The 21,320-nt window shown below is 60.1% G+C and carries 21 protein-coding genes and 1 pseudogene; 17 read left to right on the forward strand and 5 right to left on the reverse strand.

The window, feature by feature from the left end; all coding sequences use genetic code 11:
• Window positions 1-17 precede the first annotated feature (17 nt).
• The 3 genes from ACM6IQ_RS17210 to ACM6IQ_RS17220 all read left to right on the forward strand — a co-directional run bounded on the left by ACM6IQ_RS17210 (window position 18) and on the right by ACM6IQ_RS17220 (window position 4,558).
• Window positions 18-1,385 carry a DUF1329 domain-containing protein gene (locus ACM6IQ_RS17210; RefSeq protein WP_017336585.1) on the forward strand — a complete coding sequence of 456 codons (1,368 nt, stop codon included), beginning with the start codon at window positions 18-20 and terminating at the stop codon, window positions 1,383-1,385.
• A gap of 140 nt (window positions 1,386-1,525) precedes the next feature.
• Window positions 1,526-4,081: a LuxR C-terminal-related transcriptional regulator gene (locus ACM6IQ_RS17215; protein WP_414879387.1), complete on the forward strand. Its 2,556-nt coding sequence runs from the start codon at window positions 1,526-1,528 to the stop codon at window positions 4,079-4,081.
• A 141-nt stretch (window positions 4,082-4,222) separates the two neighbouring features.
• Window positions 4,223-4,558: a hypothetical protein gene (locus ACM6IQ_RS17220; RefSeq protein ID WP_414879637.1), complete on the forward strand. Its 336-nt coding sequence runs from the start codon at window positions 4,223-4,225 to the stop codon at window positions 4,556-4,558.
• Between the two features lie 25 nt (window positions 4,559-4,583).
• On the opposite strand, the gene ACM6IQ_RS17225 is transcribed toward ACM6IQ_RS17220, so the two are convergent.
• Complete coding sequence (locus ACM6IQ_RS17225) at window positions 4,584-5,378, reverse strand: IclR family transcriptional regulator (RefSeq protein WP_414879388.1); 795 nt, start codon at window positions 5,376-5,378, stop codon at window positions 4,584-4,586.
• A 165-nt stretch (window positions 5,379-5,543) separates the two neighbouring features.
• Between ACM6IQ_RS17225 and hmgA the strand changes: the two genes are divergently transcribed.
• The 3 genes from hmgA to maiA are packed head-to-tail and all read left to right on the forward strand — an operon-like array spanning window position 5,544 to window position 8,804.
• On the forward strand, window positions 5,544-6,848 hold the full coding sequence (hmgA, locus tag ACM6IQ_RS17230; protein WP_414879389.1) for a homogentisate 1,2-dioxygenase: 1,305 nt from the start codon (window positions 5,544-5,546) through the stop codon (window positions 6,846-6,848).
• 3 nt (window positions 6,849-6,851) lie between these two features.
• A complete protein-coding gene (gene fahA, locus ACM6IQ_RS17235; protein WP_414879390.1) occupies window positions 6,852-8,156 on the forward strand; it encodes a fumarylacetoacetase in 1,305 nt (434 codons plus the stop codon).
• Window positions 8,157-8,168: 12 nt separating this feature from the next.
• Window positions 8,169-8,804 carry a maleylacetoacetate isomerase gene (maiA, locus tag ACM6IQ_RS17240; RefSeq protein WP_414879391.1) on the forward strand — a complete coding sequence of 212 codons (636 nt, stop codon included), beginning with the start codon at window positions 8,169-8,171 and terminating at the stop codon, window positions 8,802-8,804.
• 98 nt (window positions 8,805-8,902) lie between these two features.
• Here maiA and ACM6IQ_RS17245 read toward each other — a convergent pair whose 3' ends face one another.
• Window positions 8,903-9,706: a SirB1 family protein gene (locus ACM6IQ_RS17245; RefSeq protein ID WP_017336592.1), complete on the reverse strand. Its 804-nt coding sequence runs from the start codon at window positions 9,704-9,706 to the stop codon at window positions 8,903-8,905.
• 174 nt (window positions 9,707-9,880) lie between these two features.
• Between ACM6IQ_RS17245 and ACM6IQ_RS17250 the strand changes: the two genes are divergently transcribed.
• From ACM6IQ_RS17250 to ACM6IQ_RS17260, 3 genes are all read left to right on the forward strand, one after another.
• Window positions 9,881-10,900: a Glu/Leu/Phe/Val dehydrogenase family protein gene (locus tag ACM6IQ_RS17250; protein ID WP_017336593.1), complete on the forward strand. Its 1,020-nt coding sequence runs from the start codon at window positions 9,881-9,883 to the stop codon at window positions 10,898-10,900.
• Window positions 10,901-11,017: 117 nt separating this feature from the next.
• Window positions 11,018-11,833 (forward strand): hypothetical protein, encoded by an 816-nt coding sequence (locus ACM6IQ_RS17255; protein WP_414879392.1) that lies wholly within the window; start codon window positions 11,018-11,020, stop codon window positions 11,831-11,833.
• Window positions 11,818-12,261: a hypothetical protein gene (locus tag ACM6IQ_RS17260; RefSeq protein ID WP_414879393.1), complete on the forward strand. Its 444-nt coding sequence runs from the start codon at window positions 11,818-11,820 to the stop codon at window positions 12,259-12,261. Before ACM6IQ_RS17255 ends, ACM6IQ_RS17260 begins: the two co-directional genes overlap by 16 nt.
• A 153-nt stretch (window positions 12,262-12,414) precedes the next feature.
• Here ACM6IQ_RS17260 and ACM6IQ_RS17265 read toward each other — a convergent pair.
• Window positions 12,415-12,669, reverse strand: a pseudogene (locus ACM6IQ_RS17265) (YebG family protein); the annotation flags it as partial.
• A gap of 313 nt (window positions 12,670-12,982) precedes the next feature.
• Between ACM6IQ_RS17265 and ACM6IQ_RS17270 the strand changes: the two are divergent.
• On the forward strand, window positions 12,983-13,483 hold the full coding sequence (locus tag ACM6IQ_RS17270) for a phosphate-starvation-inducible protein PsiE (RefSeq protein WP_017336597.1): 501 nt from the start codon (window positions 12,983-12,985) through the stop codon (window positions 13,481-13,483).
• Here ACM6IQ_RS17270 and ACM6IQ_RS17275 read toward each other — a convergent pair.
• The gene (locus tag ACM6IQ_RS17275) at window positions 13,480-13,794 is read right to left on the reverse strand and encodes a DUF3509 domain-containing protein (RefSeq protein ID WP_017336598.1); all 315 of its coding nucleotides are present in this window, start codon (window positions 13,792-13,794) and stop codon (window positions 13,480-13,482) included. The two genes, ACM6IQ_RS17270 and ACM6IQ_RS17275, sit on opposite strands and share 4 nt — an antisense overlap.
• A gap of 264 nt (window positions 13,795-14,058) precedes the next feature.
• A complete protein-coding gene (locus ACM6IQ_RS17280; protein ID WP_017336599.1) occupies window positions 14,059-15,435 on the reverse strand; it encodes an L-serine ammonia-lyase in 1,377 nt (458 codons plus the stop codon).
• A 135-nt stretch (window positions 15,436-15,570) separates the two neighbouring features.
• Between ACM6IQ_RS17280 and ACM6IQ_RS17285 the strand changes: the two genes are divergently transcribed.
• The 7 genes from ACM6IQ_RS17285 (at window position 15,571) to ACM6IQ_RS17315 (ending at window position 21,251) form a co-directional block, all read left to right on the forward strand.
• The gene (locus ACM6IQ_RS17285; protein ID WP_414879394.1) at window positions 15,571-16,518 is read left to right on the forward strand and encodes a LysR substrate-binding domain-containing protein; all 948 of its coding nucleotides are present in this window, start codon (window positions 15,571-15,573) and stop codon (window positions 16,516-16,518) included.
• A gap of 213 nt (window positions 16,519-16,731) precedes the next feature.
• A complete protein-coding gene (locus tag ACM6IQ_RS17290) occupies window positions 16,732-17,139 on the forward strand; it encodes an HPF/RaiA family ribosome-associated protein (RefSeq protein ID WP_017336601.1) in 408 nt (135 codons plus the stop codon).
• 363 nt (window positions 17,140-17,502) lie between these two features.
• A complete protein-coding gene (locus tag ACM6IQ_RS17295; RefSeq protein ID WP_414879395.1) occupies window positions 17,503-17,796 on the forward strand; it encodes a DUF3649 domain-containing protein in 294 nt (97 codons plus the stop codon).
• The gene (locus tag ACM6IQ_RS17300; RefSeq protein ID WP_414879396.1) at window positions 17,793-19,373 is read left to right on the forward strand and encodes a PepSY-associated TM helix domain-containing protein; all 1,581 of its coding nucleotides are present in this window, start codon (window positions 17,793-17,795) and stop codon (window positions 19,371-19,373) included. The genes ACM6IQ_RS17295 and ACM6IQ_RS17300 overlap by 4 nt, the downstream gene beginning before the upstream one ends.
• Window positions 19,374-19,700 (forward strand): DUF3325 domain-containing protein, encoded by a 327-nt coding sequence (locus ACM6IQ_RS17305; protein ID WP_414879397.1) that lies wholly within the window; start codon window positions 19,374-19,376, stop codon window positions 19,698-19,700.
• A gap of 4 nt (window positions 19,701-19,704) precedes the next feature.
• The gene (locus ACM6IQ_RS17310) at window positions 19,705-20,268 is read left to right on the forward strand and encodes an RNA polymerase sigma factor (RefSeq protein ID WP_414879398.1); all 564 of its coding nucleotides are present in this window, start codon (window positions 19,705-19,707) and stop codon (window positions 20,266-20,268) included.
• Window positions 20,265-21,251 (forward strand): FecR family protein, encoded by a 987-nt coding sequence (locus ACM6IQ_RS17315; RefSeq protein ID WP_414879399.1) that lies wholly within the window; start codon window positions 20,265-20,267, stop codon window positions 21,249-21,251. The genes ACM6IQ_RS17310 and ACM6IQ_RS17315 overlap by 4 nt, the downstream gene beginning before the upstream one ends.
• The last annotated feature ends 69 nt before the right edge of the window (window positions 21,252-21,320 follow it).

Raw genomic sequence — 21,320 nt, forward strand, 5'->3', positions numbered from 1 at the left:
TGAGAAGGATGATTTCAATGCGCAAAATGATTCTGCAATGCAGCGTTCTGGCTCTGAGCCTGTTGGCCGTCGATGTAATGGCCGCAGTGTCGCCGGAAGAAGCCAACAAACTCGGCACCAGCCTGACGCCACTGGGCGGTGAAAAGGCTGGCAATGCCGACGGTTCGATTCCGGCCTGGACCGGCGGCCTGCCGAAAAACGCCGGTGCGGTGGACAGCAAAGGTTTCCTCGCCGACCCGTTCGCCAATGAAAAGCCGCTGTTCACCATCACCGCAGCAACCGTCGACAAGTACAAAGACAAACTCTCCGACGGTCAGATTGCGATGTTCAAGCGCTACCCGGAGACCTACAAGATCCCGGTCTACCCGACCCATCGTACGGTGGCCTTGCCAGCGGACATCTACGAGTCGGCCAAGCGCAGCGCGCTGAACGTGACGCCGATCAACGACGGCAATGGCCTGGCCAATTTCACCGGCAATCGCTACTACGCGTTTCCGATTCCGAAGAACGGCGTCGAGGTCATCTGGAACCATGTCACCCGTTATCACGGTGGCAATTTGCGTCGCACCATCACCCAGGCCACGCCGCAATCCAATGGCGACTTCACGGTGATCCGTTTCAAGGATGAGGTCGCGGTGCCTTCGCTGCTGGGGGATTTGAAACCGGGCAGCGACGAGAACGTCCTCAGCTATTTCAAACAGGAAGTGACCGCACCGGCGCGGCTGGCGGGGAACGTGCTGCTGGTTCACGAGACGCTCGATCAGGTCAAGGAACCGCGCAAGGCCTGGATCTACAACGCCGGCCAGCGTCGCGTGCGGCGTGCACCGCAAGTAGCCTATGACGGCGTCGGTACATCGTCCGACGGGTTGCGCACCACTGACAACTTCGACATGTTTTCCGGCGCACCGGATCGCTACGATTGGAAGCTGATCGGCAAGAAGGAAATGTACATCCCTTACAACAGCTACAAGCTCGACTCGCCCAACCTCAAGTACACCGATGTGATCAAGGCCGGGCACATCAATCAGGACCTGACACGTTACGAGTTGCACCGGGTCTGGGAGGTCGTCGCCACGGTCAAGCCCAACGAACGGCACGTGTATGCCAAGCGGCACATGTACATCGACGAAGACAGTTGGCAGGTGGCGCTGGCGGATCACTACGACGGTCGTGGCCAGCTCTGGCGTGTCGCCGAAGGGCATGCCCAGTTCTACTACGATCACCAGGTGCCGGCCTATACCGTTGAAGCGCTGTATGACCTGATTGCCGGTCGCTACATCGCACTGGGGATGAAGAACGAAGAGAAGCGCAGCTTCGAATTCGGTATTGATGCCAAGGCAGGTGACTACACGCCGGCAGCGCTGCGGAGTACAGGGGTAAGGTAATCATTCCTACAGCCCCTACGGAAAAAGGTGACTTTGCGGTCACCTTTTTTATAGGTGTCGATCAGCGTGTTGAATACTTCTTCAACAAGTCGTGTGGGGAGGACTAGGGTGGCGCCACAATTATAAAAAGGCGCACCACTATGACTGCCATGGCCCCGTGTCTGGACCGTACTGGACTCTTGCCCCGCTTGTCTTCCCATCACCTGACTCGCGAGCGGTTGATCGAGCCGTTACTGGCCTCGACAGCGCGGGTGAAACTGCTCTGTGCGCCGGCCGGCAGTGGCAAGAGTGCGCTACTCATCGAATGCCTGCTGCGGGCGCCCGAACCGTGTCACGTCTGTTGGCTGCCATTGGCGGGTGCGTCATTGAGTGTCGGCGAGTTTCTTCAGCGGTTGGCTCGGGCGTTGGGATCGAGCTCCGCGGACGAACAAGGATTGCTGGCGTATCTGGCGCAATTGCAAACGCCGACCTGGGTCTGCCTGGATGACTATTGCCGCACGCCCGACCCGGAGCTGGATCTTTTGCTCGACCGGCTATTGGCGATCAGTAACCCGGTGATTACCTGGTGGCTGAGTGGTCGCCGCCGCCCTCCCTGCAATTGGCCACGCCTGTTGCTCGCCGACGAACTGTACGACTGCGAGCGCGCCACGCTGGCTTTCACTCAAACTGAAATCGCCCGACTGTTGCATCACCTGGAGCCAGAGCAGGCCGCCAAGCGTGCCAGCAGGATCGTCGAACTGAGCGGCGGCTGGTGCGCGGGTGTGCGGATTGCGTTGCTGCAAAAATGCGACGGGTCGCGCAACGAGCCGCTGCATGCTCGGCCGGACACGCTGCACGATTACCTTGAGCACGAACTGTTCAGCATTCTGACCCCGGAGCTCACGGAAGCCTGGCGGGTGCTCGCCCATCTGCCGCGTTTCAATGCCCGGCTGTGCGACCACCTGTTCGGTGCGGGGGAGGGCGCGCAGTACCTGAATACGTTGCAGGCGTTGGGTTGCTTTATCGAGCCCTGGCAGGACTCGACAGACTGGCTGCAGATTTTCGCGCCACTCACGCATTTGATGCGCGAAGAACAATGGCCGGAGGGACGCTCCTGGCATCGCCGCGCCTGTCAGTGGTTCGCCGCTGAACTGGACTGGAAAGCGGCATTTGAACAGGCCTTGCTGGCGCAAGAGTTCGAAGTTGCGGTCAGCCTGTTGCAGCATTTCAGTTTCGAGCACCTGTTCGAGGAGCAGACAGTGGTGCTGTTGTTGCGTCTGCATGAACGGCAAGGCGAGGAGCTTACGCTGAGCTCGCCGCAACTGGTGGGGCTGATCACCGCAGCGTTGCTGTTCGCCGGGCGGTTCGAGCAGGCGGGCGAATGCATCGAGCACTTGTCGCGCTTCATGCCTCAGCCGTCGGCGCTCCAGCAACAGCAGCTGATCGCGCGCTGGCAAGCCTTGCAGGGTTGGCTCTTGCATTTGCAGGGGCGCATGGAGCCATCGCGGACGCATTTGCTGGAGGCGCTCAGCGAGCTCGGCCCCCCGCTGTGGGGCGCCCGGCTGATGTGCCTGTCCGGCCTGACCCAGCAAGCGTTGCTGCGGGGCGAGCTTGAGGTGGCGCAGGCCCTCAACCGTGAGGCGTTGTGCCTGGCGCGCGCGCACGATTCGCTGGTGTTCGAAGGGTTGCTGGAGCTCGATCACGCGCAAGTGCTCGAACAACGGGGAGCGCCCGGCAGGGCCGAGCACTTGCTGGCGAACATGAACGATTTGCTTGCCAAGCGGCAACCGCTGGCCGAACCGTTGCTCGGGCGGATTGCCTTGCGTCGCGGGCGTTTGAGCTTGTCTCAGGGACAGGATGCACAAGCGGCCGAGTACTTCGAAAGCGGGCTACAGATGTGCCTGCGCAGTCAGGACAAGCGCGTGCTTTATGGCTTTCTCGGCCTCGCGCAATTGGCCGCCAATCGCCAGGACTACGCGCAGGCCTTTGTCCTGCTGCGTGACGCCGAGCGGTTGATGCAACAGCGGCGGATTCCAGACTCGGTCTACCGCAGTGTCCTGCTGCAAATCAGCTGCCATTTCTGGCTACAGCAGGGCCGCCCGGAATTGGCCCATGAAGCCCTGACCCGGGTGCTGCGCCACTATCATGGTGCCCATGCACGACAGGCTCCGCCGGCGACGCTGGAGCTGATTCCCGGCCTTGAATACCTGCTGGTGCTGACCGAAGTGTATCGCGGGCAGGCGCAAGCCCCTCTGGTGCAGCTCGAGGCCCAGTTGAACTGGGCACGACAACGGGGAATGTCGGGGCTGCAAGCGCAATTGCACCTGGCACTGGCAGAAGTGGCCTGGCTGACGGGCGATACGCCTGCTGCCCGCCAGTCGTTGCAGGAAGGCCTGGCAATGGTCGAGCGTTGTAACCTTCAACAGGCTCTTCGCGACTTTCGATTACGCCAGCCACGCTTGCCGGAGGCGATGGGTCGTACTGATTCAGCGCTTACCCCTGAATCGGCGGCTTTGGGCCAGAACCGGTTAAGTCAGCGTGAAATAGAAGTCCTTGAGTTGGTTGCCCTGGGGAACTCCAATCAACAAATAGCCGATCTGTTGTTCATATCGTTACATACAGTTAAAACCCATGCGCGCCGGATTAACGGGAAATTGGGGGTTGCGCGTAGAACTCAAGCAGTGGCCAAGGCAAAAACGTTGGGTATCGTTGTTTGATGGGTGGTTATATGTTTACGAATGCATACAAGTTTTAGAGTTACTTGTGTTGTTGGAGTGTTTTATAAAGTGGGCGTCGGCCCGTCAATTTGTATTTGTCTTTTTGAATGTATCTTGGCCGATCCCTTATTTATGGAAAGGATGCTGTTTGTGAAAAATTATTTGTTGGAAGAAGTCAGTAAAAAGTTGGCTGAGGTTTTCGGTGATATGAGTATTGCGATCAATGCCGATGAAACCTACCTGAATTCGGTAGTGGTCAACGACGAAGGAAAGCAGATGGTTGATTATTCCGAGAGCTTGAGCTGGGCGATCATGGAGAAAGTGCAAGAGAATGAACTGCCGGCGTTCAATGATGAGTACGCAGGTATTTTCTTCAAGCGATGGACTTTTGATAAAAATGATCGAGTGACCGAGTTGGATATCGCCGACCTTAATAAAGCAGGTCGGGTTGTAGTCGAATCCTACCGAAACAAGTAATCGCTCCAGTAGGCGATCAACTTGATTAACCTGTGACGGCGGATGGCTCATATCCCATTCGCCAACTTACGGCCCGCGTCGTCGTCAGCAATCGCTGCGCCGCCGGGCCGTTTTCGTCGGCGTGAAACAATGATGCCGGACCAACGATGGTCATGACCGCCGCCACGTTGCCGACGGCGTTGAAAACAGGTGCCGACAAGGCATCGACGCCCGGCATCAACAAACCATGGACATGATGCAAACCGCGCTCACGGATCTGTTCGCACAGCGCGGCATACGCCTGATCGTCCGCCAGCGCATGGGGAGTAGCGTTGCGCAGTTCTTGCTCGCGCAGGTCTACGGTTTCTCGTTTCGGCAAATAGGCGCCGAACACCAATCCGGTCGACGAGCTGAGCAACGGCAACACCGAGCCCAATTGCGTCACCACCGTCACCGCGCGCACCGCCGGTTCGATATGCACCACGGTCGCGCCTTGATTGCCCCACACCGCCAAAAAACACGTCTCGTTCAATTCATCGCGCAACTCGGCCAGGGGCAGGGCGGCAACTTTGAGCACGTCCATACTGTTGAGTGCGGCCAACCCCACACGCAAGGCCTCGCGACCCAGGCCGTAATGATTGGTGGCGGTGTTCTGCTCGGCAAAACCGCTGGCGATCAAGGCCTGCAAATAGCGGTGGACCTTGCTCGCCGGCATCTGCACGTGCTCGGCCAGGCGCGACAGGGACGTCGACGGTGACAGCTCGGCCAGTGCCTTGAGAATGTCGGTGCCGACCTCGGCCGAGCGGACTTTCTGTTTGTCGTTGTTGCGCGGCGTTTCCATGGAGGCGGTCTGATTCCGGGACGAATGGGCGTCTTTATAGCTTGACGGTCAATACCAATCAAATTACGTTGTGCGTAATCGAATTACGACAAAAACAACCCAGGCGTGCCGGAACCTCTGAAACAGAGTGACAGGCCATTGCCTACTCCCTGTTCAGGAGGCTCCATGAACCTCGATTCAACGGCGCCAGCGCTGGCCTACCAGTCCGGCTTCGGCAACGAATTCAGCAGCGAGGCGTTGCCTGGCGCATTGCCCGTCGGCCAGAATTCCCCGCAGAAGGCGCCATACGGTCTCTACACCGAACTGTTCTCCGGCACTGCATTCACCATGGCCCGCAGCGAAGCGCGGCGCACCTGGATGTACCGCATTCAGCCATCGGCCAATCACCCGGCGTTCGTCAAACTGGATCGGCAACTGGCCGGTGGCCCGTTGGGTGAAGTGACGCCCAATCGCCTGCGCTGGAACCCGTTGGATATTCCGACCGAGCCCACCGACTTCATCGACGGGCTAGTGAGCATGGCGGCCAATTCGGCGGCGGAAAAACCGGCCGGAATCAGCATCTACAGCTACCGCGCCAACCGCTCCATGGAGCGTGTGTTCTTCAACGCCGATGGCGAGCTTTTGCTGGTGCCAGAACAGGGACGGCTGCGCATCGCCACCGAACTGGGCGTGCTGGAACTTGAACCGCTGGAAATCGCCGTGTTGCCGCGCGGTCTGAAATTCCGCGTCGAGCTGCTCGACCCGCAGGCGCGCGGCTACATTGCGGAGAACCACGGCGCGCCATTGCGCCTGCCGGACCTCGGCCCCATCGGCAGCAACGGCCTGGCCAATCCGCGGGACTTCCTGACCCCGGTCGCCCATTACGAAAACCTCCAACAGCCGACCACCCTGGTGCAAAAATTCCTCGGCCAGTTGTGGGGCTGCGAACTCAATCATTCGCCGCTCAACGTGGTCGCCTGGCACGGCAACAATGTGCCGTACAAGTATGACCTGCGCCGTTTCAACACCATCGGCACGGTCAGCTTCGACCATCCGGACCCGTCGATTTTCACCGTCCTGACCTCGCCGACCAGTGTCCACGGTCTGGCCAATCTGGACTTCGTGATCTTCCCGCCACGCTGGATGGTGGCCGAGAAAACGTTCCGGCCACCGTGGTTCCACCGCAATCTGATGAACGAGTTCATGGGCCTGATCAAGGGCGAGTACGACGCCAAGGCCGAAGGCTTCGTACCCGGTGGCGCGTCGCTGCACAGCTGCATGAGCGCCCACGGCCCGGACGGCGAAACCTGCACCAAAGCGGTCAACGCCGAGCTCGCACCCGCGAAAATCGACAACACCATGGCCTTCATGTTCGAGACCAGCCAGGTGCTGCGTCCAAGCCGATTCGCTCTCGATTGCCCGCAACTGCAAACCAACTACGACGCCTGCTGGGCCACGCTGCCCGCCACTTTCGACCCGACCCGGAGATAACCCATGACTCAGACTTCCATCACTCGTAGCTGGGTTGCCTCTGCCAACGGCCATGCGGATTTCCCGCTGCAAAACCTGCCGCTGGGCGTGTTCAGCGTGAAGGGCTCTGCTCCGCGCAGCGGTGTGGCGATCGGTGACCACATCTTTGATCTGGAGGCGGCACTCGATGCCGGGCTGTTCGACGGCGCGGCAAAAACGGCTGTCGAAGCCACCCGTGGCGGTCAGCTCAATGGGTTTTTCGAACTCGGTCGCGAGGCTCGCGTCGCCCTGCGTGAACGCTTGATCGAACTGTTCAAGGAAGGCAGCACCCTGCACGGCAAGATCGAAGCCCAAGGCGCGAAACTGCTGCCGCTGGCGGCAAACTGCGAAATGCACCTGCCAGCGAAGATCAACGATTACACCGACTTCTACGTCGGCATCGAGCACGCGCAAAACGTTGGCAAACTGTTCCGTCCCGATAACCCGTTGCTGCCGAACTACAAGTATGTGCCGATTGGTTATCACGGCCGTGCATCGACCATTCGCCCGTCCGGCACCGATGTTCGCCGGCCGAAAGGCCAGACCTTGCCGGCCGGTCAGACCGAGCCGACCTTTGGCCCGTGCGCACGCCTGGATTACGAACTGGAACTGGGTATCTGGATCGGCCAGGGCAACGAGATGGGTGACGCGATCGCCATTGGCGATGCCGCCGATCACATCGCCGGTTTCTGCTTGCTCAACGACTGGTCGGCCCGGGATATCCAGGCGTGGGAATACCAGCCACTGGGGCCGTTCCTGTCGAAGAGTTTCATCACCAGCATCTCGCCGTGGGTGGTGACGGCCGAAGCGCTTGAGCCGTTCCGTCGTGCGCAACCGGCGCGTCCTGAAGGCGATCCGCAGCCGCTGCCGTACCTGTTCGACAAACGCGATCAAGCCGCTGGCGCCTTCGACATCGAACTGGAAGTGCTGCTGCTCACCGAAGCCATGCGCGAGCAGAACCTGCCGGCCCATCGCCTGACCCTGAGCAACACCCGACACATGTACTGGACCGTGGCGCAACTGGTGGCGCATCACAGCGTCAACGGCTGCCAGTTGCAGGCCGGCGACCTGTTCGGTTCGGGCACGTTGTCGGGGCCGGAGAACGGTCAGTTCGGCAGTCTGCTGGAAATCACCGAAGGCGGTAAAAAACCGATCGAACTGGCCTCTGGCGAAGTGCGTAAATTCCTCGAGGACGGCGACGAAATCATTCTGCGTGCCCGTTGCAGCCGCGACGGTTTTGCCTCCATCGGTTTCGGCGAGTGCCGCGGCAAAGTGCTGCCGGCGCGTTAAGAGGATCGGGTCATGGAGCTCTATACCTACTACCGCTCGACCTCGTCTTACCGGGTGCGCATCGCGTTGGCGTTGAAGGGGCTGGATTACCAGGCACTGCCGGTCAACCTGATCGCACCGCCGGGTGGCGAACATCGCCAGCCAGCGTATCTGGGCATCAACCCGCAAGGCCGGGTGCCGGCCTTGCGTACCGATGAAGGCGAGTTGCTGATTCAGTCTCCGGCGATCATCGAGTACCTGGAGGAACGTTATCCACAGGTGCCGCTGCTGTCCAAAGACCTCGCCGCCCGCGCGCATGAACGGGGTGTGGCAGCGGTGATTGGTTGCGATGTGCATCCGCTGCACAACGTCAGCGTGCTCAACCGGCTGCGGCAGTCGGGGCACGATGAAACGCAGGTGGTCGAGTGGATTGGACACTGGATCGGCCAGGGCCTGGCGACGGTCGAGCAGTTGATTGGCGATGAGGGTTATTGCTTTGGTCCGACACCTGGCCTGGCGGATGTTTACCTGATCCCGCAGTTGTACGCGGCTGAGCGCTTTAGCATTTCCCTTGAGGCGTATCCGCGGATTCGTCGGGTGGCGGCACTTGCAGTGTCTCACCCGGCCTTCATCAAGGCTCACCCGGCGAACCAGCCAGACACCCCTTGAGTCATAAACAAGCGCAAAAGATCGCAGCCTTCGGCAGCTCCTGCCGGGTGTACACCCTCTCAATGTAGGCGCTGCCGAAGATCTGCGATCTTTTGCGTTTAATGGACGACCGAGTTGGGCGGCAGGTGGCCTAATCGCTCGGTCAGGCGAATCCGCTGAATCGGGTCGTCGCTGAGCAGCAGCGCATGCTCCAGATCGAAACGCTCGGCGTTCGGGCAGTCCAGCCGTTGATACAGGCTGGCCCGGGCCAGGTAATCGGAGGCGCTCGCGTTGCCCAGCTCCAGCACACGCTCGGCGTCGATCAACGCACCAATGTAATCATCGTGAGAAAGGTGCAACTGACGCAGGTTGCGCGACAGTCGCTGCAGCATCTGCACGGGCTCGGCGGTGAGTAAATGCTCGGCGTTGAGTTTCATGTTCGGGCCGTACTGGCGCTGCAACAGTTCACGGCAATCGTTGGGGTACAACCGGCGTCCACCGCAAGGGTCGAGCAAATGATCGGCTCCCGGAACCCGCAGCAGAAAATGCCCGGGAAAGTTGACCCCGACCATGGGGATTTCCAGGCCTCTGGCCAGTTCCAGCGCAATCAGCCCCAGTGCCAGCGGTTGCCCCCGCCGGCGTTCCAGCACTTTGTCGAGTAAGGCTGCTTGCGGGCGCAAGGGGGTAAAGTCGTCCTGGGCGAAGCCCAGGTCATTGAGGCGTCGCAGCAGCGGTTGGGCCAGTTCGCTCACGGGCAGCATCGGCAGACCGTAACTGACGCGTTGTTGCAGGTCCTTGAAATGGGCCAGGACCGCCGCTGGATTCACTTCCTTGTCATGCTCGACAGACATCCACAGCGCTGCCTCGAACAGCGCGGGCGGTGATCGTTGCAGACAATCGAAGAAGTGTTGGCGAGGCGTCATCAAAATCTCCGGGGAATGCCTCGTTTTAGCCTCGTCTGCGGCGTTCGTCCAGTGGCACGCCGGGTTATGTCCGAAAGCGCTGGATCGCGGCAATCCTTATTCCGGTGCGCTTCTGCAATTTTTGGGCGCGAGCCTATACTGGCGACTACAAGAAGTGATTCGGGAGCCCCTACGATGTTCGCTCTCATGCAAAGCACTCGCCTTGAATCGCTGCATCTGAGCGTCGACCCGGTCACCGGGTTGAAGGCGGTCATTGCCATTCATAACAGCCGTCTGGGGCCTGCCCTGGGAGGCTGTCGTTACCTTGCCTATCCCGATGACGAGTCCGCGGTCGAGGATGCCATTCGCCTCGCCCAAGGCATGAGTTACAAAGCGGCGCTCGCCGGTCTGGCGCAGGGCGGTGGCGTGGCGGTGATTGTGCGACCGGTCCATGTGGAAAACCGCGCGGCCCTGTTCGAAGCGTTCGGCCGCTGCATCAATCAACTCGACGGCCGCTACATCACGGCCATCGACAGCGGCACTTCGGTGGCGGACATGGATTGCATCGCCCAACAGACCCAACATGTCACCAGCACCACCTCGGCGGGCGACCCGGCGCCTCACGCGGCGATGGGCGTGTTCACCGGCATTCGTGCCACCGCCATGGCTCGCCTGGGCAGCGATAACCTAGAAGGCCTGCGCGTGGCCATTCAAGGCCTGGGCAATGTCGGTTTCGCCCTGGCCGAACAACTGCATGCCGCCGGAGCCGAACTGCTGGTCAGCGACATCGATCACGGCAAGGTGCAACTGGCCATGGAGCAACTTGGTGCTCATCCGATCGCCAACGACGCGCTGCTCAGCACGCCTTGCGATATTCTCGCGCCGTGCGGCCTCGGCGGCGTACTCAACAGCAATACCGTCACGCAATTGCGATGCTCGGCCGTGGCCGGTTCGGCGAATAACCAGCTGACTCATCTGGACGTTGCGGATCAACTGGAACGGCGGGGCATTCTTTACGCACCGGATTATGTGATCAATGCCGGCGGGCTGATCTACGTCTCGCTCAAACACCGCGGCGAAGAGCTGACGACCATTACCGCCCACTTGTCGAAAATCAGCTCGAGGCTGACCGAAGTCTTCGCCCATGCCCAGGCGGAGAAACGTTCCCCGGCGCGGGTGGCGGACGAGTTGGCGGAGAAAGTGTTGTACCAATGAAGGCTCACAGCGTCCTTCATGCCGCTGGCAAATTCTAGAGTCCTGACTACGCTGCAAGCGGGATGGCGCAACGCCACCCGCCCGGTTGATGAAGGCCTGCCTGCGTCTGGGGCAATCATGACTGGCGCAATGCTTTTTCGTGATTTCAAGGAGCGAATCATGTCTTCCAGTTCATCTCTCACCTGCAATTTCACGATCAACTCCAGTCTCGATATTGGCGTGTCGTTTGTCAGTGACGATAACGGCGCCAATTACGGCGGGCAGATCACTATTTTCACCCCTGGCACCGCAGGTCCGGTGAGCACCGGTTTATGGGACAGCGACGGCAACGTCTTCTTCACCCTCTACCAGTCTGAAAACCCGGCCATCAACTGCGTGATCAACTCGGGTTCGACGCCCGGTTCCTGGGACCCCTATATCGAGGTTGCCCAGCAAAACGGCCTGACCTGCACCATCACCGGCCCAGTGCCACAACCCGGTGAAAACACATTTGGCTATACCCTCGACGTAGTGCCGAGCGCCGGCGTTGGTCAGGGCCCCGTGACGGCTCAGACAGCCGGATCGCCGACGCCTCAACACGTAACGCGAATGTTGCTTCCTGCGGGCGGCAAAGAGGCATGGACGCTGATCATGCAGGGCAATGCTGCGGTGCCCGATGAAATCAGCGTTGGCTCACCGGTTGTCATGGCGTGGGCGCGGTTTGACGACGGGACACAGGTGGCCGGCGGGGTCTACAAGTCCGACACCCCGACGGATTACAACGTCAAGTTCATGTGGGTGCTGGACGCCAACGGTAATCAGTATCCCGGTTGGCCCATCGATGTCAGCGATCACGAGGACTTCCTCAACAATGGCTATCTGTTTTCACTGACGCCCGACAGTGATGAGGTCTACCTGCTGAACGTCGTTGAACGGCCATGGGTGAAATCATGACGACTACTTACACGTTCTCCGTCAGTCTGTTCGACGCGAGCGCCAACCCGAACGGGTTGCAGGTTTGGCAGAGCGGCACGTTGACGTTCGACACCGATTCGATGACGGGCGCATTGGCGCTACCGGGTTTTTACAAAGATCCGATCCCATACGAGGGAAGCGCCGTATCACCGTCAACGTCGGCAGGCACGACCATCAAGGCCTCGGGTAAAAGTACCGAGGCACAGATCACCTTCACCGTGACCTATAACTTTGATGGTTTTCTTTTCAACGGCAGCTATGTCGGCGGTTTGATCAGCATGCTCGACTACGGCGCACAAGAGACCTACCTCTACGTCATCCAGGGGCTTTCTTCGCAGGGGCCATCGGGGGCTTCATTCCGCGGAGGTTCGACAGCGGTGGACAAGAGAACCCCGCGAACGGCCTGATCCCCGGTTTTTCGCAGGCATGAAAAAGGCCCTGAGTCATTCGACTCAGGGCCTATTCAATTCGGGTGTCGCTTACTTGGGTGTCTTGGCTGCTTTAGCTGGCTTGGCAGGCTCAGCGGCTTCGACTGCTTCAACAACGGGTTCCGCTATTTCAGCCGGCGCACTCAGCAGTTCGGACAACGCATCCGGCTGGCTCTTGAATGCCTTGGCGAACACATCGCGGTTCTTCGCCATGTAGATCCCGGCTTCTTCCACTTGCTGCTCGGTCAGGGACGGAACGGCTTTTTGCAACACTTCAGCCAGCAATTCGGCCAGTTCGAGCATTTTGTCATGACGGTCAGCTTCGGCTTTATCCATGAACAAGCGCTCCAGATCTCGGCTGCTGCGGTATACCACTTCGACGGCCATTCACCACCTCACATGCCTTCACGATAGTTGTCTGTTTCGACCACTGTATTTATATACAGCGAAAAGGATAAGCGAATCCCTGCGCTTTGGGTAGTGGCTTTTTAATGTAGACCGAATTCAGGGTTTGTCAGGTGGGCCGTGGCGCTCCAATGGCGAGGGCTAGCCCCCACAGGGTGCGACCAAACGCCACGGAGCGCGTTTTAGAGCACCTCGCCATCATGTCGCAGGCGCCTCTGGCCTTTTTTCTGCATGCAGAACAACCGTCACGTCCAACCCGCATCATCCGCTCGAACCGAGCTAAGGAAGAATCATCGTGAAAATCAACTGGGCCGAGAACCTGCGGCAAAACGTGCACCAACTGGCCGAGTCCCTGGGCAATCTGTTCGTCGAGACTTTCCACTACCTGGCGCTGTTCGCCATAGGTGCAGTGACCGCGTGGGCAGCGGTGATGGAATTTCTGGGGATGATCGAAGAGGGGCACATCAAGATCGACGATATCTTGCTGCTGTTCATCTACCTCGAACTGGGCGCGATGGTCGGGATTTACTTCAAGACCAACCACATGCCGGTGCGCTTCCTGATTTACGTGGCGATCACTGCGCTGACGCGGCTGCTGATCTCCAACGTCTCGCACCACAACCCGCCTGACCTGGGCATCATTTACCTGTGCGGCGGGATTCTGCTGCTGGCGTTTGCGATTCTGGTGGTGCGTTACGCCTCGTCGCAATTCCCTTCGGTGAAGATCGAACACCCGCAACGCAAGATCGGTGCGGGTTCCGGTGAGCATCCCGAAGTGGAAAAGGGCGAGATTTAAAGGCGCATGGCGGGCCGCGGCTGGCCTTTGGCTGGCGGCGGCAGCTTGTGGTTGTCGCCGTCGGTCATGGCTTCGAGGATGGTCATGGCGCACTGGCCCTGTTCGATGGCAATGCCGAACTGGATGCTTTGCACCAAACGTTTGAGGCGCTTGGGGTCATTGCGTTGTTCGGCGCTGATCATCCGTTTGGCCACGATACGACCACTGTTGGAGAGGGTCAGCATGATGCTGCCGTCCAGACCCTGAATGCTCAGGTTGATCTGGTAATCCGGTGCAAAGGCATCGGTAATGAGCTGAAAGGGGTTGTCCATGATGCGTCACCGCCTGATTGAACGTGCAGTTGTTGACCGGCCATGGTCGGGTTGGTTCGCAATACCGGACCATCGGCAGGCGCTCGCTGAGGTTCTCAAAAAATCCTTTTTGCCTCGTCAGGGGTGTAGCAAGGGGCATGCCGGAAAAGTTGTCGGACAATGATCGCGGGATAAAAGAGGCGGGCTCTATGGCCCGCCTTCTTTTTGCCTGCCCGTTTCAGGGCATGAATGAGTCGATGATCGCTGACAGTGCAATCAGACCGATCAGCACTCCACCCAGCTGACAGCCAGGCCGCCTCGTGAAGTCTCTTTGTATTTATCGTGCATGTCGGCGCCGGTGTCGCGCATGGTGCGGATCACCCGGTCCAGGGAAATGAAGTGTTTGCCGTCGCCGCGCAGGGCCATTTGCGTGGCGTTGATCGCCTTCACGGCAGCGATGGCATTGCGCTCGATGCACGGCACCTGCACCAGGCCGCCGACCGGGTCGCACGTCAGGCCGAGGTTATGTTCCAGGCCGATTTCGGCGGCGTTTTCCAGTTGCTCCGGGGTAGCACCGAGTACGTCCGCCAAACCGGCGGCGGCCATGGCGCAGGCCGAGCCGACTTCGCCTTGGCAGCCAACTTCGGCACCGGAGATGGAAGCGTTTTTCTTGCAGAGAATTCCTACGGCTGCAGCGCCCAAAAAGAACGCCACGACATCATCGTCCGACGCGTCCGGGTTGAACTTCATGTAGTAGTGCAGGACGGCGGGAATGATCCCGGCCGCGCCATTGGTAGGCGCGGTGACCATCCGTCCGCCGGCGGCGTTTTCTTCGTTCACGGCAAGGGCGAACAGGTTCACCCATTCCATCGCCGACAGCGTCGAAGTGATGACATTCGGCTTTCCGATTTCCAACAGGCTGCGGTGCAATTTCGCCGCCCGACGCGGAACATTCAGACCGCCGGGCAGGATCCCTTCGTGGCGCAAGCCCTGCTCGACGCACTCGCGCATCACCGACCAGATATGCAGCAAGCCCTGACGGATGTCGGCTTCGCTGCGCCAGGCCAGTTCATTGGCCATCATCAACTCGGAAACCCTGAGTCCATGCTGATTGCACAGCTTGAGCAATTCGGCAGCGCTGGAGAAATCGTACGGCAGCACTACGTCGCTGGTCGGAGCGATGCCGGATTCGGCTTCGGCCGCTTCGATGATGAAACCACCGCCGATCGAGTAGTACGTTTGCTCCGACAGCTCACCGGTTTCGCCGAAGGCTGTCAGAGACATGGCGTTGGGGTGGTAGGGCAGGCTCTCATCAAGCAGCAGCAAATCGCGGTGCCAGTCGAAGGCAATGGTGGTTTGGCCGGCCAGATTCAGTTCGCCGGTCTCCAGCAATGTGTTGATGCGGCTGTCGATGCAGGTCGGATCGATGCTGTCCGGCCATTCGCCCATCAGGCCCATGACGCAGGCCCGGTCGGTAGCGTGACCGACTCCGGTTGCGGACAGGGAGCCGTACAGGCGGATTTCCACCCGACGGACGGCATTGAGCAGATTCTGCTCGATCAGTGCCTGGGCGAAGGTCGCGGCGGCGCGCATCGGGCCGACGGTGTGGGAACTGGACGGACCGATGCCGACTTTGAAAAGATCAAAAACACTGATAGCCATGCTAAAGCCTATACAAGCAATGGAAGAGAAATCGCCGCCATTTTTGTAGGACAAGCGCAATGTCAGCGATACTGCGCGTCTCGGTCCTACGTGACTAACGAAACTTCCTAAGACAGCCTTTAGCAGGACTAAACAATGAGTCGCCAATTGCACGCCCAGACTTACGTCTGGCTGCACGTGTTTTCCTGTGCCGCGCGGCACTTGTCGTTCACCCGTTGTGCCGAAGAACTGCACATCACACCGGGTGCGGTCAGTCAGCAAATCCGCCAACTGGAAGAACGGCTAGGGTTCCGACTGTTTCACCGGCGTGCGCGGGGGGTGGAGTTGAGCGCGCATGGCCAGCGACTGGCCATTACGGTCAACGAGGCTTACGGCAGCATTGACGCCGAATTGCGACGACTGGACGCCGGAATGATCAGCGGGATTTTGCGGGTGCGCTCGATTCCCTCGTTCCTGAGCAAATGGCTGACCCCGCGTCTACCGCGCTTGCAGCAGCGGTTTCCAGACATTCAATTGCGCCTGGTGGCGGAGGACAGCAGCGTGCCGTTGCACGAGGGCGACTTCGACCTGGCGATCGATCTGAACGATGGCAGCTACCCCGGCCTGTTATCCACAACCTTGCTCGATGAGCAGATCTTCCCGGTCTGCGCGCCAAGTCTGTTGCGCGGGCGGCCGCCGTTGCATGGCCCGGCAGACCTGTCGCACTTTCCGCTGTTGCACGACATCACGGCCTGGCGCGGCAGTTATGAGTACGCGGAATGGGAGTTCTATCTCAACGCCATCGGTTACGAAGGCGCGGATGTGCGGCGCGGGCACACCTTCAATCGCAACCACCTGACCATCGAGGCGGCGATTGCCGGTATGGGCGTGGCGATTGCGCGGCGCACCTTGCTGAATGATGAGCTGGAACGCGGAGCGTTGATTGTGCCGTTTGGTCTGGCGGTGCCGAATCACAAGCGTTACATGCTGCTGTATGCGCCGGGGGCGCTGAGCCATCCGGGCGTGCGTGCAGTGCATGACTGGCTGGTGGTGGAGGCGGGCGTTTTTCGAAGCCTGCACCCGCTGGCAGAGCGGCAGATGTGAGTATTTGTGACAAAGAAGTGAAGCGACCCAACTCCCGACCTTAACAGCGCTTTTGCTCCTTGTCCGGCTTTTTTTGCGAATGAAAATTTATCTTTTTTCAGGGGTTGAAATGTTCGGCGCACAGACCGATTGTGTAGGTAAGAGGTCACGGTGATGACGCCCAAGGGCCAGCCGAAGGGCCTCTCGCGAGCTAGCTGAAATAAGGGATGAACTATGCAAATCCAAGTCAACAGCGATAACCATATTCAAAGCAGCATCCGACTGGAGGAGTGGGTACGTACTACCATTGAGAGCACGCTCGAACGTTATGAAGAGGACCTGACACGCGTCGAGGTCCACCTGCGGGACGAGAACGGCGACAAGCCCGGTCCCCACGACATGCGCTGCCAGCTGGAAGCGCGGCCAAAAGGCCACCAACCGATTTCTGTTACCCACAAAGCCGCAAACCTGGAACTGGCGATCGACGGTGCGGCTGAAAAACTCGAACACGCGCTGGAACACCTGTTCGGCAAACTGCGGGGCAAACCACGTGCCGCTATAGTGCCGTTCGAAAGGCCCACTGCCGATGCGCTGCTGGAAGACGAGTTTCTCGAGAACGAACAGGCTGCACAAAACGGCTGACGCCTGAATCACTATTTGTCTTTCCACCTCTGAAAACGGGCCTGCTGATGCAGGCCCGTTCTTGTTTCAGGGGTTGGCTAATTCTCAGGTTGATCAATACCTGTGGCGAGGGGATTTATCCCCGTTCGGCTGCGAAGCAGTCGTAAATGGATATCAGGCACCCCGTGATTGCAGATTTTGGGGCCGCTTCGCAGCCCAACGGGGATAAATCCCCTCGCCACAGTGATGTTTGCCTCCAGGCATCGTTGGATCAAACGCAGGAAAAACCGGATCTTTTTTGCGTATGAGAATATTTATCATTAATATTGCGACCTTGTTGGCCCCCTGACTTTCTCGCGGCCTCACCCGTTTCAAGGTCGAAACATGAAAGCACTCCCCGTTTCCTATCGATTGGCCGTCACGTCGCGAGTGCTCGCTGCCGTGGTGGGCGGCTATATCGTTGCGGCGCTCGCCAGTGTCAGCCTGAGTCTGTGGGTGCCCATGGCCCGCGCCGACGCCGTGGTGACCGGGATGATGACCTCGTTTCTGGCCTACCTGTGCGCGGTGATCTGGTGCTTTGCCTGTCAGAGCGCGTGGCGAGCCTGGTTCGGGGTGATCGTGGCGAGCCTGATGCTGGCCGCGGTGTCAGGGCTGGCTTACTGGGTGGGCCACTCATGAAAGAAGGCTTTCGTCAGGCGATGGCCTGGCTGCATACCTGGGCCGGGTTGATCTTCGGCTGGTTGCTGTTCGCGATTTTCCTGACCGGCACACTGGCCTACTTCAAGGACGAGATCAGCCACTGGATGCAACCGGAAATTCCTGCCCGTTCGGTGACCTCCGAAGCCAGTCTGACCCTGGCGCAGAACTACCTTCAGCAACACGCCGCCGGTGCCTCGCGCTGGCTCATCGACCTACCCGATGCCCGCGAGCCCGGCCTGTCAGTACGCTGGCAGCAGACCCCGGCCAAGCGTGGCGAACGTGGCCAGTTCACGGAAAAACTCCTCGACCCGCAAACCGGCGCCGAAGTGCAGGGCCGCGAAACCATGGGCGGCGAGTTCTTCTACCGTTTCCACTTCCAACTGCAAATGCCCTATCCGTGGGGCCGCTGGTTGTCGACCATCGCCGCCATGGCGATGTTCGTCGCGCTGATCAGCGGGATCATCACCCACAAGAAAATCTTCAAGGACTTCTTCACCTTCCGTCCGCGCAAGGGCCAGCGCTCCTGGCTCGACGGGCACAACGCGGTGGGTGTGCTGGTGCTGCCGTTTCACCTGATGATCACCTACAGCAGCCTGGTGATTTTCATGTCGATGGTGATGCCGGCCAGCATTCTGGCTTCGTACAACGGTGATGTGCGGGCGTTTTTCGATGAGGTGTTCCCGGCATCTGCTACCCCGGAGCTGGCGGGCAAACCGGCTGAACTGGCGCCGCTGGCACCGCTGCTGGAAAAGGCTCGGGAGCAGTGGTCGGGCGGGCGGGTCGGGCGGCTCACCGTGAACAATCCTGGCGATGCGAACGCTTCGGTGGTGCTCGTGCGTGACGGTGCCGATCGCGTGGTCCATGACTTTGGCCGCGCGGCGACCTTCAACGGCGTGACCGGACAGTTGCTCGGCACCACGCCGGAGCAATCGCTGCCGAGGGCGATTGCCGGCAGTTTCTACGGGTTGCACATGGGCCGTTTCGCCGACCCGGTGCTGCGCTGGCTGTACTTCATCTGCGGGTTGGCCGGCACGGCGATGATCGGTACCGGGCTGGTGGTCTGGCTCGGCAAGCGTCAGCTCAAACATGCGAAAAGCGGCGTGATGCCCTTCGAGTTGCGGCTGGTGGAGGTGCTGAACATCGCCAGCATGTCCGGGCTGATGGTCGCCGTGGCCGCGTTCTTCTGGGCCAATCGCGGATTGCCGGTGGACATGGCCGGGCGGGCGGATTGGGAAGTGAACAGCTTCTTTATCGTCTGGGGCCTGAGCGTGTTGCATGCCATGGTCCGTCGTGGCCGTGCGGCGTGGGTCGAGCAGTTGGCGCTGGCGGCGCTGCTGTTTGGCGCGGTGCCGCTGCTGAACGCCCTGACCACGCCCTATCACTTGGGCGTCACGCTGGTGCAGGGCGATTGGGCGATGGCCGGTTTCGACCTGACGTGCCTGGGCAGCGGTGTGTTTTTCGCCTGGGCTGCGTGGAAAATGCAGCGCTCGGCACAGGCTGCAGTCGTCACCCGACAGCGTGCGCAACCGATCACCCTTGAGCGCGAGGCGAACTGAATGTTGCTGGCCCTGTTGCTCTGTTACGGTGGTTTCACCGCGCTGTGTTTATCGATGGACCGGCATCATGCCGAGCTGTTGGGCCGCAAGCCGTCGACCCGTCGCCGCCAACTGATGAAACTTGGTGGCTGGCTGTTACTGGCCTTGTCGCTGTGGGCGGCGGTGGCTTCGACCGGTTGGGGGCTTGGGTTGGTGGAGTGGTTTGCGGTGCTGATGCTCAGTGCATTGCTGCTGGTGCTATTGATGCCCTATCGACCGCGTCTGGTGTTGTCACTGGCCGGTCTGAGTCTGCTCGTCAGCCCTGTTGCCGCGTTTGCGCAGTATTGACCTGATGATCACCCGTCCTCCTGATTCCCACGACGAAGAGCCTCGCGGCGCGCGTGCGCATTTCCTGCAGGTGTTCTTGTCCCAGCGTTCGCAAATGGAAGCGCTGGTGAACCGTCGTGTCGGATGCCGGGCAACGGCAGCGGACCTGGTGCAGGACTTGTTTTTGCGCTTCTGGCGCCGGCCGCTGGTGCAGGTCGAAGAGCTCAGCACGTACCTGTTGCGCTGCGCCGGCAACATCGCCATCGACCACTTGCGCAGCGAGGGCGCGCGGGTTCGGGTCAATGAAGGCTGGCAACCGGATCAACCCGACAGCCATGGCAGTGAACCCCAGGCCGCACTGGAGGCCGGCAATGATTTGCGCCACGTCGAAGCCGCGTTGCGCGCGTTGCCCGAGCGCACGCGGCAGATTTTTCTGCTCAATCGCATCCACGGCCGTAAATACGCGGAGATCGCCAAGGCCATGGGGTTGTCCCAGAGTGCCGTGGAAAAACATATGATGCGCGCCCTCGAAGCCTGCAAGGCCAGCCTGCGGGATCCCGAACCGCGCATGCCAGGGAAAGCACCGTGAACCAGCTTGACCGCGTCACCCCGACGCTCGCTCAGGAGCAGGCCGCTTTCGCCTGGCTGAGTCTGTTACATGACCAGCCGAGCAGTGGCGACCAGGCCACGTTCAGCCATTGGTTGCAGGCCGATCCCGCGCATGCCGAGGCCTACGCCCGGGCGCAAGTGGTGTGGGAGTTGAGCGAAGGCCCGGCGCGCACGCTGGCCAACGAAGACGCATTCGCCTTGCAGCGCTACCTCAACAGCATGGGTCAATCGCGTCGCAGCGGTGTTCGGCGTTGGTCCGGTGCGCTGGCGATGGCGGCGTGCCTGTTGTTGATGCTCAGCCTCGGTTCAGGCTGGCAGCCGCTGCGCTGGGTCGATGATCTTGGCGCTGATTATGTGTCGGCACCGGGGGAAATTCGCACCGTCACGTTGGCGGATCAATCGCAAGTCACCCTGGATGCCGACAGTGCCATCGCCGTGGATTTCACTCGGGGCGAGCGCCGCGTCCAGTTGCGGCGCGGCGCTGGTTTCTTCAGCGTCACGCATACGGGCGAACCGTTTGTGGTTGCTGCGGAAAAGGGGCAGGCGCGGGTGCTGGGGACGCAGTTTGAAGTGCGTTTGCAACCTCACGGTGCACAAGTGACGGTGTTGTCCGGCCGGGTCGGTGTGACAGCGGACAATCACACCGAACAGCAGATTCTGACCGCCGGCCAGCAAGTGGCGTATGGCGAAGGCTCGGCGGACAAACTGCGAGCCGTGGACAGCGAAGCGCAGTTGGCGTGGCGCCAGGGCTGGCTCAATTACTACAAGGTGCCACTGGCTGATGTGGTGGAGGATCTGCGACGTTACTACCCGGGGCGGATTGTGCTGCTCAATGATGAACTGGCGGCGCGGCGCATCAGTGGCAGTTTTCCGGGCAAGGACCCGCAGGCGGTGTTGAGTTCGTTGCAGGGGGTGATGGGGTTTGAGCAGCACTCTGTGGGGCCGTTGATTATTTTGCGGTGAAGCAAAGTCAAAAGATCTTTTCAAATATTTTCAAAATCAGGGTGAGGTAAACCCGGGCGCCATCCGTGT

It is taken from the genome of Pseudomonas sp. IT-P100 (assembly GCF_949767185.1).
In the GTDB taxonomy this organism is placed as follows: domain Bacteria; phylum Pseudomonadota; class Gammaproteobacteria; order Pseudomonadales; family Pseudomonadaceae; genus Aquipseudomonas; species Aquipseudomonas fluorescens_B.

Coding starts and splice junctions, on each gene's coding strand:
- ACM6IQ_RS17290 (WP_017336601.1), top strand. CDS start 16,732: ATGCAAATCCAAGTCAACAGCGATAACCATATTCAAAGCAGCATCCGA.
- ACM6IQ_RS17225 (WP_414879388.1), bottom strand. CDS start 5,378: ATGGAAACGCCGCGCAACAACGACAAACAGAAAGTCCGCTCGGCCGAG.
- ACM6IQ_RS17295 (WP_414879395.1), top strand. CDS start 17,503: ATGAAAGCACTCCCCGTTTCCTATCGATTGGCCGTCACGTCGCGAGTG.
- ACM6IQ_RS17280 (WP_017336599.1), bottom strand. CDS start 15,435: ATGGCTATCAGTGTTTTTGATCTTTTCAAAGTCGGCATCGGTCCGTCC.
- ACM6IQ_RS17220 (WP_414879637.1), top strand. CDS start 4,223: ATGCTGTTTGTGAAAAATTATTTGTTGGAAGAAGTCAGTAAAAAGTTG.
- ACM6IQ_RS17250 (WP_017336593.1), top strand. CDS start 9,881: ATGTTCGCTCTCATGCAAAGCACTCGCCTTGAATCGCTGCATCTGAGC.
- ACM6IQ_RS17215 (WP_414879387.1), top strand. CDS start 1,526: ATGACTGCCATGGCCCCGTGTCTGGACCGTACTGGACTCTTGCCCCGC.
- maiA (WP_414879391.1), top strand. CDS start 8,169: ATGGAGCTCTATACCTACTACCGCTCGACCTCGTCTTACCGGGTGCGC.
- ACM6IQ_RS17310 (WP_414879398.1), top strand. CDS start 19,705: ATGATCACCCGTCCTCCTGATTCCCACGACGAAGAGCCTCGCGGCGCG.
- fahA (WP_414879390.1), top strand. CDS start 6,852: ATGACTCAGACTTCCATCACTCGTAGCTGGGTTGCCTCTGCCAACGGC.
- ACM6IQ_RS17245 (WP_017336592.1), bottom strand. CDS start 9,706: ATGACGCCTCGCCAACACTTCTTCGATTGTCTGCAACGATCACCGCCC.
- ACM6IQ_RS17260 (WP_414879393.1), top strand. CDS start 11,818: ATGGGTGAAATCATGACGACTACTTACACGTTCTCCGTCAGTCTGTTC.
- ACM6IQ_RS17305 (WP_414879397.1), top strand. CDS start 19,374: ATGTTGCTGGCCCTGTTGCTCTGTTACGGTGGTTTCACCGCGCTGTGT.
- ACM6IQ_RS17210 (WP_017336585.1), top strand. CDS start 18: ATGCGCAAAATGATTCTGCAATGCAGCGTTCTGGCTCTGAGCCTGTTG.
- ACM6IQ_RS17275 (WP_017336598.1), bottom strand. CDS start 13,794: ATGGACAACCCCTTTCAGCTCATTACCGATGCCTTTGCACCGGATTAC.
- ACM6IQ_RS17255 (WP_414879392.1), top strand. CDS start 11,018: ATGACTGGCGCAATGCTTTTTCGTGATTTCAAGGAGCGAATCATGTCT.
- ACM6IQ_RS17300 (WP_414879396.1), top strand. CDS start 17,793: ATGAAAGAAGGCTTTCGTCAGGCGATGGCCTGGCTGCATACCTGGGCC.
- hmgA (WP_414879389.1), top strand. CDS start 5,544: ATGAACCTCGATTCAACGGCGCCAGCGCTGGCCTACCAGTCCGGCTTC.
- ACM6IQ_RS17285 (WP_414879394.1), top strand. CDS start 15,571: ATGAGTCGCCAATTGCACGCCCAGACTTACGTCTGGCTGCACGTGTTT.